The organism is Trinickia sp., assembly GCF_051953405.1.
In the GTDB taxonomy this organism is placed as follows: Bacteria; Pseudomonadota; Gammaproteobacteria; order Burkholderiales; family Burkholderiaceae; genus Trinickia.
Genome location: NZ_JBQCIV010000028.1, coordinates 15,014 through 29,985 on the forward strand (window position 1 = coordinate 15,014; position 14,972 = coordinate 29,985).

A 14,972-nucleotide genomic window follows, 5' to 3' on the forward strand; every position below is an offset into this window, starting at 1 on the left:
TACGGTAGGTCCACATCAATCGCGATTGATTAATACCGTCCTCAACTGGCGCCCGTCGTTTTCGTGAACCGGAACGTGGCCCCTGTGTCGCCGGGAGGCGGGGCATTTTTCAACCAGAGCACCACTTCCGCAGTCCCGTCCTTATACGTCGACTTTATCGAGACTAGGTATTTACACAGTGTTTTTCCATACATCCGGTATGCGCTCTCCTTCCAGATGGGTCGCAAAACGATGGGTTCGCGAGCTTCGGACGCATCGCCGCTTTGCTTAGTTGTAAAGAGCGCCCATGGGCCTCCTTTGAACCCAAGTCCCGCAAGCGTCCCGGTCGCAACGGACGTCTGCACAACTTCGGAACTAGTCCCAATATAAAATTCCGACGTGGAGGGATTAGGATATTCACCTCCGCCCCAAATATAAAATGTATCCCCCTGGTTTGCCGAAGCACACAACGGATACCAAAACCCATGATCCGGACCATCCAGCGTAATCGGCGTGCCCCAGTCGACCCACATCCATGACTTGCTGGCCAAGTGATATACGCAAAAGGTGGTTTGATAACTATAACTGGGTGCGCCAGCTTGGCCGACCAACATGTTTGCGAACGATGCAGTGAGCAGATTATTTTCATCCACCCTAATTCCGCGTGATGTCAAACCATCGATGGGATAATAGGTCGATGGAAAGTCAAAATTTAGGTAAAAATGCCCCTTGTTCCCATATTGATCATAGAAATCGACACCCCCAACAGGACTCCACTCTTGGCCCCCATCCACCTTGTTGTACCCCTTCGTTTTGGACAAAAATGGAGAATTGAGCCATATCGATGTGATCAATACGATAACTAGGCTGTTGAATGTTCCATCTGAATTATGTGTCGTATCGTCTGCGGAAACGGTGATCGTCTTGTTCGGCTTGGTACCGCCAGCCGGATCAAGCCAAAGATAAACGTCAGCGGTATTCGTTTCGACCGAGCCATCAACGGCACCGGCGGCATTACTTCCCCACGCGACGGACGGAAAGATGTAGCCATCAGTGCAGTAGGCATTTTGGCTCACACTGTTGTACCAGCCCCCTACGGAGTCTTTGCCGTAATCTATATTTTTGTTAGCGTCTACAACATTCGGATCTCCCGTAATCTGCCAATGCAGAAAATTTTTCGGTTCGCCATGTGGATTTTTCGATTGATCCTGCCTTATAGACCAAGCGTAATTATTCTGACGCCAATAATATTCCTCTGCGAGCGCGTTCGTATCTGCGTTTTGCAGACAGTAATCATCATTATTTGAGCCCGGATCGTTCGGATGCTCCATCGTTACCGCGGCGAGTTCCAGGTCGGTGTAGCTATACTCTCTCGAAGTGAGGGCAGCGATCCGCAGTGGCGCTTCTTCATTGACGCCGAAAGTCGTGACCGCTCCGCCAGGAAGGGTCAATGTGCCGCCAATGTCCACGGAAGTACCATCGCCCTTGCCACAAAACAGATATAGTTCGCCCCCCATGGTGCCAGTATCTCCGTTGCCCGCTCCTCGGGCAGTGCCTGCGCCTACGGCTACCTCATCGTTGGTCCGCGCTCCCAATGACGCCGCTGTCTGATCGTTTTCGATATAGCGGCAATAGGCGGAAGGCTCCGAAGCATACGTCCATCCGCTGCCACTCGTAAATGTCGAGCCATCGCCATTTACGATTTTGGCGTATTTCTCAAAAACCTTTCCCAGATAGTCATCCTGAAGCGGAATGTGGACATTATTATTAGTACCCGTCGAATCGGAGTCCACACCAAGGGGTGTAAATTTTAGCTCCAAACCGATGCAATTACGCCCATTCCCATAAATTGCAGCCCTCTTCTGCTGACTATTGTTTTTTATCTGAATGACATTATCCGATGTTCCTATCCAAGCGTGACCCCAGTAGGCATTATCCTTGGCGTCATATCCGGGCGGATAGTAGCTACTAAAAACTTGATTCGCTTTGGATACTCGCTTCTTGCAGACGTAGAAGCCACCAGAAAAATATCCATTCGCCTCACCGCCAAACGCCTTTACCGAGTTTTTGCTCAACATGAATATGTCACCCTCGACGGCGTCTTCCTCGAGAAAATGCTTTGGATGATCGTAGTCACCTCCCATTGTCGGGTCATAGAACGTAAACATCATCTGGACGGGGGTCGAATTCAGATCCGTCCCGTTGTTATCTATGTTCTTGATCGAGGCGGTCAAAAAAACATCCTCTCCATCGGTGCCACTATCTACGAACTTGACCGTCGCTTTGTTACTGATAAGCGGTACGGTCGTGCTACTCTTGCCCGAATCGACGAAACGCCCCCCGCTCCCAGCAAGTTCGAACGTCACGTTCCAATCGAATTCTGTCGCCTCGCCGGGGATCCGTTGGAGTTTGACGGTAGCGGAATGCGCCGTTTTCCCATCCGCCGGATATCGAAGATCCGCGTCATCGCTTTCGAGATTCAGCGTGAATCCAGCGAAGGTGTAGGATAGCGAATTTGGCGTGGACGAAAGGCTATTGCTTTCGTTGACTTTCATACTAGCCGCGAGCTGAACGATTTCGTTCCCTACGATATGATCATCGACGAAATTCGCCTTTGCGGAAAAATTGTTGGCACTACTCAACGTGGTCGTCAATGTCGTTCCGTCTAAACTGACCTTTTGCCCCTTGCTCGGCTCAAAGGCCGCGGACGTGTTTTTTGGTAAACTGAACGTCAACGGAAAAGACTTGCTGATTTTCATGCCACCAGGCAGCGCAATTTTTGCCCAGTGCTCCGAAATATTATCCGCAGGCACAAGCTTGTCATTATCGCCAGTCAATGTCAGCCTGACAGTCGAAAAGGTGAATACTAGCGAGGCGGGTTGAGTCGGGATATAAACATGCATCGATCCCGGGTTAGACATCGTCGTTTCCAGGGACGCTTTTAAGGCCACGCTTTCGCCAAGAATGCCATCGTCCGTGAACTGAGCCCTCACCACTGCGGTGTCCTCGTCTAGCGGGAAGCTCAACGTCTTTCCGCCGTCACTAAGCTTTGCGCCTTCCGCGGGCATAAATGTGGCCGACGCTGCCCCTGGAAGCCTGAAAACCACGTCAAGCGGGGTAGCTGAGGAAATGGGAGGCAAGTCGCCGCGCAGCGTAACCCTTGCTGTAAAGAATGAGGTTCCGTCCGCGGGCTTCGTTAATGCGTGGTCGCCCGATAGAACTGGGTCGAATCCGATCGCGAAACCCAAGTAGGAAGGTGTCGACGCTAGCTGCGGCGACAAATTTTCCGTCTCCGCATGGACCTTAACGATCTCGCTACCGTCGCCCGAATAACTGAACGCGGCCGTAGCACTTCCATTGATCAAACGAACCGTCAGCGTTCCATCACTATTTTTTGTCTGTGTCGACGAGTCTGTAACAACGAACGCAACGTCATTGCCGATCAGCGAAAATCGCACAGATGCACGATTGGAACTTATTGCTAAATTCTCAACGACCGCGATCGCCGCATACAACGTTACCCCGTTGCGCACCAATTCGACACCTTGAGACAGCGTCAGGCTCGCGACGTTAAGCATCAAATTTTTCATTTTTACCTCGATTTGATGGGGCTTGCAAATTAATTGCTCGAAGGAGGGCTCGCGAATCCCCACGCATAGTTCTCATCGCCATTGTTCGGCACGCCGAAGTAGACGAATTTATATTCGTTCGACGCCGCACCACCGTCCGAATAGATATAACCGGCGTCCGTGAAACAGCGAAATGCCATACTCTTCCAGAGAGGTCGAAAGGCAAATGCATTTGCTTCAGACACCGTCCCCCACCCCAGCTTGAGCAGCGTATTTCCTTGCCAAGCAACGTCAAATCCTGCGTAGCCGCCGCGCGCCGTGTTGTAAACATAGTATCGGCCGTTCGGGACTTCCCGTTTGGGCCGCGACTTATTCGCGTCCGCGTACAACGCCCAAGTGTCCACGTCGCCATGCGAGGCGATCACGAAATCATTCAACCACCAAGGAGCACTCAAAAGCGTTCCCCAATTGACACTGCCGATCCAACAATTAGGAACAATGACTTTTGAAATATCACTCCGATCGTCGGCAACAATATCGAAGAACGATGAAGGCGGATTGCTCGACACCGCAATGCCCCGCTTAGTTCCGGGAAGAGGATAATAAGATGTCGGAAAATTCAGATTAAAGTACAAATGGCCCGCATTTCCGTATTGATCATACAAATCCATCCCGTTACTCGCAATACTCCCACCAGCCCCCATCCCGTAACACATATCCAGCGCGGAATTCTCCAATTGGATACGCGTGAGCAGCACAATGACGAGCGCATCAAGGGTTCCGTCGTCGCGTTTTCCCGCCCCATCGAAAACGGTAATCTCACGCGTGCAATCGTCCCATAGGGAAACGTTTTTCCTTGCCGGGAAGGACGGGAGTATCAACGCCTCTGTACAATAATAATTTCTAACGATCGTGCAATACCAGCCTATGTTGGCATCGCTATCGCCCCAACCGATCAGGGAAAAATTCCTAATTCTCTTCGGCGCGCCGGGCGCGTTTGTCCGTTGCGCAGGATCGATCGAAATCTCGTAGTTATTTTGGCGCCAATAGAAATCAGCCGGCAACGAATTCGTGTCCGAGTGATTGTTACAGTAATCGTCGTCGCCGGAGTCGCCGCTGTGTGGCCTCGCCACACCTTTGATAAGCAAGTCGTCCTTGACGTGATACGGCCGCGAAAGATGGGCTCTGACGCTCACCGTTTCGGAGCCAGCATCGACCCCGAAATATTCCGCATTCCCTCCGGGAAGAATCAGCTTACCCGCTACGTCGATCCGGTCGCGGTCGTTGCCGCATAGGAGAAACACCGTGCCCTGCCGGAAGTCGTTACCATCGGCAACACTTTCGGCCACCTGCGATGCGTCATGCGCTGAGCTATCTACGATGTAGCAGTTGTAATCCGTCGGTGCTGCCTGACTTCGCCATGCTTCGCCGTTGCCCAGATCACTGCCGTCACCGTGTGTCACCGAAGCATATTGGGCGAACACAGCTACCAGGTATTCGTCGTGCAGCGGAATTATCTCATCGTGATTCCTCTTATCGATCGCTATAAACCGCATACTTAGACCTACACAGTTTCTCCCATTTCCGTAGATTGAAACGGCCCTCGCGCGAGGGTCCCCATCCACTTGAAACGACCGATCTTCACCCACCCCAGTCCAAGCGTGGCGCCAATACTGCGTATCGCCAGCCAGGTAGGCGGGCGGATAACAATCCGTGCGCTGCTGATCTGTTTTCGAAATCGCTTTCAGGCATACGTAAAATGCACCGGAATAGTAGCCGTTCTCGGCGCCACCGAATGTCCCGGACGACCGCCGATCAAGGATGAAAATGTCACCCTCGACTGCGTCCTCTTTGAAGAAATATTTTGGATGTTCGTAGTCGCCCCCCATTGCCACGTCGTAGAAGGTGAACATCATCGACGGCGGCGTGGCGGGCAAGTCCTCCCCGCGGTTATTGATGTTCTTGACAGTCGCCGTCAGCGTGACATCTTCGCCATCCGAATAGCTATCGACGAACTCCACCCGAGCTTCGTTGTTCCTCTCGAGCGGTAGGGTCAAGCTCTTCCCGAGCGACTGTCCTCTTGCGTCGACAAAGGAGGACCGCTTTGCCGTCAGCAAGAAGGTTACGCTCCAAGGAAAACTGGGATCCTTCCCCGGAAGGCGTTCCAGCATCGCCACCGCCGTATGCGTCGTCTTTCCATCGGACGGGTAACGCAACGTTTCGTCCTCGCTCTCGAGATAGAGCGTGAATCCATAGAACGTAAACGGCAAAGATTGCGGCACAGAGGTGATATGCGCTGCGTCGACTCGCGCCGACACATTTACCGTCTCGTTACCGACGACGTTGTCATCGACCAATGCGGCCGTCGCCGAGTACCCGCTTTTGGCGTCCAACGTCGCAATCAACGTCTTACTGTCGAGCAGCGTTTGCCCGGGAGATGCCTTGAATGTGGCGTGCGAGTCCTGGGGGACGGTGAACGTGACCGGCCAAGTACCAATGTCAGCGGCGCTCGGAGCGAATGCCGCAGTCGCAAGGTGTTGGCTGCTGCCGTCCGCGGCCACGCGCTTCGTTTGATCGCCGGTTAGCTTCAGCGGCAAAGGCGAAAACGCGAACGTGAGCGAGGAGGGAACGGTCGGCAATTCGACCACTTCACCATCGACGTTGATTTTGATGACGGCTTGCAATGTGACGTTTTCGCCACCGATGTGCGTGTCCGCGAACTGCGCGAGCGCCGTAATGCGGCCGTTCTCCAACGGCACAGTCAGCGTCTTGCCGTCGTCACTGACGCCATCCGCGGCCACGAAGCTCGCAGATCTATCGGCGGGCAGCGTGAAGACCGCATCCATCGACTCCACTGGGGGATCGCCCTGCAAGGTCACCCTTGCCGCATGCTTGGTGCGGCCATCGGCGGGCAGAGGAACCGCGGTATTGCCTCGGAGCACCGGGTCGAAGTCCAACGCGCAGACTAGGGACCGCGGGTTGGAAGGCACATAGATCGCATTGTTGTCTATCGCTGCCGTCACGGCCACCACGCTGCCGTGTCCACCGCCCGTGCGGATGAACCGCGCCGTTGCTACGCCCTTATTTAAGCGAGCGATCAGCGTCTTACCATCAGCGCTAACCGTTTGGTCCCGCCCCGTAGGAATGAACTTAACCGAATCGCCCAACAAACCAAATGTGACATCCCAAAGATCGATAGCAATCCGACCTGGATTGTGGGTGGTAGCGACGACGGTGTACTCGGTCTGCTCGTTCCACTCTATGTCCGGCCCTCGGGACAGATCGAGGGAAACGTTTTGGTTTTTGATGAAGGCGAACGAGAGCGTCTCCGGTACCGATAGAACGAAATACTCGCTCATGTCCACAACCGCCCGCAACGGAACCGATTCGCCGTTGGGTCGGTTGTCTACGAATACCGCTGTGGCAGTAGCCGCCACTGGATCGAACGGGGCCACCAACGTTTTACCGTGGTTGCTGGACGTCTGGCCGGCCTGCGCAACGAATGTCGCAGAGCAGTTACCCGGCAGATCGAATGTTGCAGGCGTCGAGAATCCTGATACGCGTTCGCCGTCCTGTTGAATCGTGGCTACCGCCGTGTGCGGCGTCACGCCGTCGGCTTGCGGCATCCGTTTGACGTCGCCATCCAAATTCAGCGTGTAGTTTGTTGCCGGTACGGCGCTGTCATACGTAATGGAAAAGGTATCGCCAGCGCTATTCGGAACGAGCGCAACGATCCACTTGTTACCGTTGACCTGTATTGCCGCGCCATAATATTTTGTCTCGGGGTCCCACAGCTTAAAGCTTCTTGCTTTGGGGTCGTAGTCGGTAACGACAAAGGCCGTAGGGTCTTTACTGCCGAGCGCGAATATCCAGTAATCGCAGAAAACAGGCAAATATTTGTAAACAGAAAAATTGCCGGAACAGAATGTCACCTTTGGAACATCATTTTCCACCGCGACTTCCATCTCGAACCTCAAACGCGGAGCGTCACGATCGACTGGCTCGTCCAACTCGACGCAGGGGCCCAGTCCAAAAGCGCCGCCAGCATACCAAAACGTGCCTGAATACCGCGGCGCCAACGAGATCACTACGGTTCCATTGGAAAGTACGGAAGAATTTTGATTGATTTCATTTTCCGATTCGCTATTCCCGCGTTTGAATTCCTTTGACTCCGGCGTCATTGTCGACCTCGGAAAATCCCGCAACCTTAGCCCTGCGATGCTGATCGCCATGCGATCTCGCACCAGCGTTTCGATCGCAAATTCGCAGCGATGTTGCTAGGCATACTACGCCGCGTTATCGGCGGCCGAGCTATCAAATGTGATAGGTAAACGGGGAAATCGTGACCGGTCTTGCTGATCCGAGCGTTACGCAATGAAAATTATGATTCGATCGTTCGTGGCTACCTGTAAGTGCGACGAACACGTCGTTCTGCCTGCCCGCGGCCATTTCCCATGCCACACGTTCGACCTGCAGGTTATCGAGATCGAGGCAGCAGTCGTCGGCTCTCCCTGGAGCATTTCAAGCATCGCCAAGTCAGTTCACGGTGGGCTGGCTTCGCCTCCATTGATGACGGCGCCAACCGAACACCACAGATCTTTTTCGATAAGTCTGCGTTCGACACGCCTAGCTAGAGCGTGGACGTATTTCCAATCGTTCACTGCTTGCGGATGGATCGCGTCGGCTCGCTTGATTTGCTCCTTCAACTCGTTGACTTCGCTCATCCCGAGCGTATCAAGCCCCAAATATTCCGCAGCCTGCAGCTCGTCCTTCGCCATCTCCATGTTTACTTCCATTTTTGGATATTCTTTAATCATTATTTCGTCCATCTGCGACACATCTACCCGCAATTTCTCTAGCGTAATATCCAATGACGCGACGACCTCTTCTATGCGCTCCCGCACTATCGAAACCGCATCCTGTTCTATGGCAAGGCCACGCCGGATCTCATTCTTATATTTAAGAAGCCGATCCATATATCCGGACTTGCTCAATATCTTTCTTACCTCGTGCAAAGGATGGGGTACGGTATGCAGCCCTTCGTTTCCACCTGTTTTTGCGGCTGTGTGCCGATTTGTAATGGCGACGCGTTCTCGATTGAGAGGCACATCGGCAAGCACGACTTCCTCCTCCAAGATCGTTTTCAGCTCGCCGATATGACCCGAAGGATCGCGGAAATTGACGGGGTCGCCCTGACAGTACACGTAGGCGTTGATCCCCGCCGGCCCAAACGGGCTCAAGGAATCAGGGGCGTTGAAACGCATGAGCCCAGGCAGGTACCAGCGATAGCCGTTACCGAGCGGATAACGCAGAGATGCACCATCCTGATACATGCCGGTGAAGCCTATCGACGCGAGTCGGTTCATGGACCCATCCTGCCTCTAAAGTATCGCAACGTGTCGACTCGCCATTTCCCGCGCTGCAACGCTAAGGCGCCACGAGCGATGATGAGCGCAGCCGAGCCGTTGCGCTAAAAATAGCGGGCCACAACCGTTTGACCGGGTGTCGGTCCCATACGAAAGAGTTCATCTCCGACGAACGTCCGCAACGGCATCGGATCGAATTCTCGGCGCTCGCGAAATGAAAGCCGATCCAACGTCTCGGCGATCTTGCGTGGATTTGGCGCATAGTCTGCGAACAGATGCTTTCGCCATGACTGTATCGGGACATATCCCTTTTGGAGGGCTTCTATCGTTTCGCTCACCGTAACATCGCCGCCACCAAACGCATAGAAGCTACCGCCTTCCTCGAGCGGGGCCAGCATGTACGACTCTCCGCTAGGAGACAGCACTTTCCACGTGCGCTCGGGATCGTCTACAAAAATGACGCTGCCGCAATGAGGCGATATGTCATCCGGGAAGCCTCGCGCTTCGGACGACACGATGCCCAGCGTCGGCCGCCCGTTTTTCGCGGCAATGTCATAAATCAAGCCAATTCCGGGCTTAGTGGCGCCCGCAACGAATTTCGCCTTCGGATGTCGATCGACGATCTTCTGAAGATGCTCGGCGAAGGCCTCGGGCTCGGCGTACTCCTTTCCGGAATAGCCACTTACGACAACGGTGTCCGTAAAACCCGCCCGATGCTGCGCGCTCATCCAAGCGTCGATTTTCCCCATGACTGTATCTTCCGCAGCATCGACGGTTAAAGCGCGAATCAAACGGGGGATATGTCCCGTGGGGTCAACACGATTGACGGGATCGCCCACGCAGTAGCCATAGAGATTGATGCCTCCCGCGGCAAACGGGCTGTGGCTGTCGGGCGCATTGAAGCGCATCAGCGAAGGCAGGTACCATCGATACCCATTGCCGAGCGGCGCCGCGCACGTAACGGAATCCCAATACGCACCCGTAAAACCAAGGCCACACGTCGCCCTCATAGCTTGTGCCTCCTCATGTTCCGGTGCATTCTGTGCCGCCTTGCCCGATACTACCTGTGCTCGCTATCCCGCGTACTATCAAAAATGACGGGTGAACATGCATTCAGGCCCGGACACGAGGGAGCTGTCGGAGGTGCGCCTGGCGACACGCGCTGCGCTCGCTGTTGGAGGCGTAAGCAATCGGCACGCGCTAAGGGTTTGCAGGTGCCGCGCTTCGTTGGGAAGCACGGTGCATTCGGAGCCCGGCTGTGAATGCCGGGCTTCTTTTTCGAATTACCCCCAATCAGCCTTCAGAAAGGGATGCGTACCTCCAAGGGAGAACCAGGGGTAATCGGCGGAGCATCAGAAGAACCCAAGCGCCTCGGCTTGATAGCTAACCAGCAGGCACTTCGTCTGCTGGTAGTTCTCGAGCGCTTTCTTATGCGTTTCGCGACCGATGCCGGACTGCTTGTAGCCGCCGAACGCAGCGTGTGCCGGATACAAGTGATAGCAGTTCGTCCAAACGCGGCCCGCTTCGATCTCCCGGCCCATGCGATAAGCACGCGTGCCGTTGCGCGTCCAGACACCGGCGCCAAGGCCATAGAATGTGTCGTTGGCCAATTCGATCGCCTCCGCTTCGTCCTTGAATGTCATCACCGACGCAACGGGCCCGAAGATCTCTTCCTGGAACACCCTCATCTTGTTGTTGCCAAGGAGCATCGTCGGCTGAACGTAAAAGCCTTCATTGAGTTCGGCAAGCGGTGCCGTACGGGCCCCGCCCGTCAGGCAGGTCGCCCCTTCTTCGCGGCCGATATCGATGTACGAGAGGATCTTGTCGAGCTGCTGCTGCGAAGCCTGCGCACCGATCATCGTGCTCGGATCGAGCGGGTGCCCCGCCTTGATCTTACCCACGCGCGCAATCGCTTTCTCGATGAACCGGTCGTAGATCGATTCCTGAATCAGCACGCGCGACGGGCACGTACATACTTCGCCCTGGTTCAGCGCAAACATCGCCAGGCCTTCGAGCGCCTTGTCGAGGTACGCGTCGTCGTGATCGAGTACATCGGCGAAAAAGATGTTCGGGCTTTTGCCGCCAAGTTCGACCGTACTCGGAATTAAGTTGTCCGCAGCGGCATGCAAGATGCGCTTGCCGACCGGCGTCGATCCCGTGAACGCGATTTTTGCGATCCGCTTGTTCGTAGCCAATGCCTCGCCTGCTTCCTTACCGAAACCACTGACGATGTTGATCACGCCGGGCGGGAACAAGTCGCCGATAATCTCCATAAGGACCATGACGGAAGCAGGCGTCTGCTCGGCCGGTTTCATCACGACGCAGCAGCCAGCCGCAAGCGCGGGAGCCAACTTCCACGCCGCCATCAGCAACGGGAAATTCCACGGAATGATTTGGCCGACGACACCCATCGGTTCGTGGAAATGGTAAGCCACCGTATTGTCGTCGATCTCCGAGATCGCCCCTTCCTGTGCCCGAATGCAGCCGGCGAAATAGCGGAAGTGGTCGACGGCGAGCGGAAGGTCGGCCGCCATCGTTTCGCGCAGCGGCTTGCCGTTGTCGATCGTCTCGGCAACCGCCAGCAGCTTCAGGTTCTTTTCCATGCGCTCGGCCACGGCCAAGAGCAGATTGCCTCGCTCCGTCGTCGAGGTCTTGCCCCACTTGCGACGGGCTGCATGGGCGGCATCGACAGCCAGTTCGATGTCTTCGGCGCTCGAACGCGCGATACGGCAAAACGGTTTGCCGTTGATCGGCGAGACGTTCTCGAAATAATTCCCGCCGACGGGCGGCACCCATTTGCCGCCGATATAGTTGTCGTACTGCTTCCGGTACGGGAATTCGATGTCCAGGCCAAGTTGTTTCAGGTCAAACAGGTCCATCGCACGTCTCCTTTGGATTTCGATCGCGTTCTTCAGAAATTCACGCCACAGCGCGAAACGGCTGTGGGCTGTATCAGGCAACTACCGTGCCAAATTGAAGCCTTTGAATCCGGCCAACGGCGCTGCATCGCCGGACATTGAAGTGCCTCATTTCGGTACAACTCGCGATGTGCGACGCGCCGAGTGTTTCAATTTAGGACACTTTGATCGCAACCGCGCAACCGTGCATCGCATGCATGAGATCGCATGCTGCATGCTCATTTCGCCGCGTGAATGACGCCGCGCGGCCCGGCATTGAGCAACGTGGTCGAGGCGCGCGCCGCCTCGGCGGTCATCTTGGTTTTGCCTGGGCCGTATCCGTTCGCGTTCAGCAGGTACGCCATGATGTCGGCGTACTCGTCGTCCTTGAGCTTGCCTGGGCGATCGGCCGGCATGTTCGTCGACATGTAGGTGTAGATGCCGCCGATCGTCAGATGCGAACCGCTTACCGGCGCGAATGCCGGCCCGCTCAATGCGGGCGCCGTAATGCCTTGCATGTCCGCGCCGTGACACTTGGCGCAGTTACTGCCGTAAAGGCGCTTGCCATGCGCGACCTGCGCATCGTCGAACGTTGGACTGGCCGCCGCATCCGATATCTTGACGATGTGTCCTGCTCGGTTCGCCGAGTAAGCCGCGTCGCGCAGCGAGCCGTGACCCGCTGGCGCGACAGGCCCGTCCAGGTAGGCAAACCGAGCCGGCGTGCCGCGCGCGGTTTGGACAGACGCGGGCAGCGTCCATTCGTGTGTCAGCGCATCGAGCCGTCCGTCGGCGGCCATCGCGCCCAACGCGCGATCGACCTTCTGCTGCAAGGCCTTTGCACCCAGGCCAAATGCAAAGACGAGTTGCCAATCGGAATAAGGCGAACGTGTCTTGCTGACGTCGAAGTGCTGCCCCGAGTGCGCTTGCCGATAAGCCACGACCGCGGGATACCAGACGATCGCGCGCATCGCGCGGCCGCTCGCGACGGCGTCGACGGTGAGATCGGGCGTGTTCTCGAGATCGAACCGCACATGCTGTTCTTGAACGGCAATCAATTGCGAGGGACTGCCATAGGTTGCCGCCACCACCACCGGCGCCGCAGCCTCACGGGCCCGCGCCCCGGCTTCGATACTCACGTAATCGGCGCGCAGATAGCCGCGAGAAAACAACATGGCCTCGCTAGCGGCATCGGCAACGGACGAGCGCGGAAAGCCCGCGATGAGGTCGCAGCCATGACCTAGCGTTCGGCGCAATTCCTTGAGCGAGACGCCGTCGTCATCGTTGCCGCCGGGCAGGCCGCCGTCGACAAACGTCGCGGCGATACCGGCCCTCGCGAGGGCTTCTTTCGCCACGGCCTGGTCGAGCGCAGCGGAGGGACTGCCGGGAAACGTGCAGATATGGATCGGCGCGGCGGCGGCAGCCGCCGACGGCGATGCAATGGCGAAACCCGCGGCGATGGCCGCGGCCGCCGCAAACTGGCGAAGATGCGTTTTCATGATCGTGCTTTCGATGAGTGCCGAGTCGCGCCGCGGCCGCCGCGCAAAGCACGCGGCCACGGCACCGGCTCGGAAATAGGGCGAGCGAATGAAGCGACTATCTAAGGCTGGCGAGGGCGGCGCCCTGCATCAACTGCGATGCAGCGCGAACACGTAGAGCGTGCCGCCGCGCGGTATCTTGTCGGCGATCTTCGCCATCGGGCCGCCCCAGATCGGGTTTGCACCGCCGTAGCCGGCGAGCACGGCCACATACTCTTGCCCGTTCACTTCGAAGACGGAAGGCTGTGCGATGATGCCGCTCGCCAGCTTCGGGCTCTGCCAGAGGATCTTGCCTGTCTCTTCGTCGAACGCATACAAGTGGCCGTCGAGCGAACCGCTGAACGCCAAGCCGCCGGCCGTGCTGGCGACGCCGCCGTTCCAAGGCATCTTGGTCCAGTGGCTCCAAACCTTCTTACCCGTGTTCACGTCGATCGCCTGCAGCTCGCCGTAGCCTTTGCTGCCGGGCTCCGGCTGGATCTCGAAGCCTTCCCCGAGATAAGGCAGGCCTTCCATGTAGCTGACCGATTTGCCCGAGAGCGTCATGCACGCATGCAGCGTCGGCACGAAGGCGAGATGCTTGGCAGGATCGTACGAGACGGACCACCAGTTCTTGCCGCCGAGAAAGCTCGGGCAGGTGCGGATCGTCGTGCCGACGGCCGGATACTTCGACGCATCCTCGATCGGGCTGCCATCCGGCGCGTAGCCGGTCACCGACGTCGCCTTCACGAACGGATTGGCGTAGATGAGCTTGCCCGTCGCGCGATCGATCGCATGGAAGAAGCCGTTGCGATCGGCGTGGATGATCGCGTCATAGTCCTTGCCACCATGCTTGATGCTCGCGAGGATCGGCGTGTTCACGCCGTCGTAGTCCCATGTGTCGTTGCTCGTGTACTGGTAGTGCCATTTGATGTCGCCCGTCTTCGGATCGAGCGCGAGCAGCGAATCCGAATAGAGGTTGTTGCCGGGCCGCAGCTTCGCGAGCCACGGGCCGGGATTGCCGACGCCCCAGAACAGCGTCTTCGTCGCCGGATCGAATGTGCCTGTCAGCCACGATGCGCCGCCGCCGTGCGCCTGCATGCCGTCGGGCCAGGTGTCGCCGCCCTTCTCCTTAGCGTCCGGGATCGTCGTGCGCTTCCAGAGCAAGTTGCCGTTGGCCGGATCGAGCGCGGCGATGAAGCCGCGCGCGCCGTACTCGCCGCCCGAATTGCCGACGACGATCGCGCCGTCGAGTGCGAGCGGGGCCAGCGAGAACGCGTAGCCCGTGCCGGGATCGAACATCCGCTTCTTCCACGCGACGTTGCCCGAGCGCGCATCGAGCGCGACGATCTCGCCGTCGAGCATCGCGATATAGACGTTCTTGCCGTAAAGGGCCACGCCGCGATTCACGACGTCGCAGCATGCGTTCTTGAACGCTTCGGGCCCGAGGTTCGGCTCGTACTTCCAGAGCGGCTTGCCCGTGGCCGCATCGAACGCGTAGACGTTGTCCTTCGGTGTGCTCACGAACAGATAGTTGCCGTTGACGATCGGCGTGGCCTCGAAGCCTTGCTGAAGATCGGCCGGAAACTTGTAGCTCCATGCGAGCGCGAGGCCCTTGACGTTCGACGTATCGATCTGCTTCGCGGGCGA

7 protein-coding genes are annotated in these 14,972 nt (G+C 56.8%); all 7 read right to left on the bottom strand.

Annotated features, from left to right (window positions below; all coding sequences use genetic code 11):
- Window positions 1-41: 41 nt before the first annotated feature.
- On the bottom strand, window positions 42-3,569 hold the full coding sequence (locus ACTHN9_RS04805) for a hypothetical protein (protein WP_440535607.1): 3,528 nt from the start codon (window positions 3,567-3,569) through the stop codon (window positions 42-44).
- Window positions 3,570-3,598: 29 nt separating this feature from the next.
- Complete coding sequence (locus ACTHN9_RS04810; protein WP_440535608.1) at window positions 3,599-7,780, bottom strand: hypothetical protein; 4,182 nt, start codon at window positions 7,778-7,780, stop codon at window positions 3,599-3,601.
- 309 nt (window positions 7,781-8,089) lie between these two features.
- Complete coding sequence (locus tag ACTHN9_RS04815; RefSeq protein ID WP_440535609.1) at window positions 8,090-8,914, bottom strand: RHS repeat-associated core domain-containing protein; 825 nt, start codon at window positions 8,912-8,914, stop codon at window positions 8,090-8,092.
- A 104-nt stretch (window positions 8,915-9,018) separates the two neighbouring features.
- Complete coding sequence (locus ACTHN9_RS04820) at window positions 9,019-9,924, bottom strand: RHS repeat-associated core domain-containing protein (protein WP_440535610.1); 906 nt, start codon at window positions 9,922-9,924, stop codon at window positions 9,019-9,021.
- A gap of 342 nt (window positions 9,925-10,266) precedes the next feature.
- Window positions 10,267-11,793, bottom strand: coding sequence for an acetaldehyde dehydrogenase ExaC (exaC, locus tag ACTHN9_RS04825; RefSeq protein ID WP_440535611.1), 1,527 nt, complete (start codon window positions 11,791-11,793; stop codon window positions 10,267-10,269).
- 257 nt (window positions 11,794-12,050) lie between these two features.
- Window positions 12,051-13,307, bottom strand: coding sequence for a c-type cytochrome (locus ACTHN9_RS04830; RefSeq protein WP_440535612.1), 1,257 nt, complete (start codon window positions 13,305-13,307; stop codon window positions 12,051-12,053).
- A gap of 129 nt (window positions 13,308-13,436) precedes the next feature.
- On the bottom strand, window positions 13,437-14,972 hold a 1,536-nt coding region (locus ACTHN9_RS04835; RefSeq protein ID WP_440535613.1), incomplete at its 5' end, for a PQQ-dependent dehydrogenase, methanol/ethanol family.

Coding starts and splice junctions, on each gene's coding strand:
- ACTHN9_RS04805 (WP_440535607.1), bottom strand. CDS start 3,569: ATGAAAAATTTGATGCTTAACGTCGCGAGCCTGACGCTGTCTCAAGGT.
- ACTHN9_RS04810 (WP_440535608.1), bottom strand. CDS start 7,780: ATGGCGATCAGCATCGCAGGGCTAAGGTTGCGGGATTTTCCGAGGTCG.
- ACTHN9_RS04815 (WP_440535609.1), bottom strand. CDS start 8,914: ATGAACCGACTCGCGTCGATAGGCTTCACCGGCATGTATCAGGATGGT.
- ACTHN9_RS04820 (WP_440535610.1), bottom strand. CDS start 9,924: ATGAGGGCGACGTGTGGCCTTGGTTTTACGGGTGCGTATTGGGATTCC.
- exaC (WP_440535611.1), bottom strand. CDS start 11,793: ATGGACCTGTTTGACCTGAAACAACTTGGCCTGGACATCGAATTCCCG.
- ACTHN9_RS04830 (WP_440535612.1), bottom strand. CDS start 13,307: ATGAAAACGCATCTTCGCCAGTTTGCGGCGGCCGCGGCCATCGCCGCG.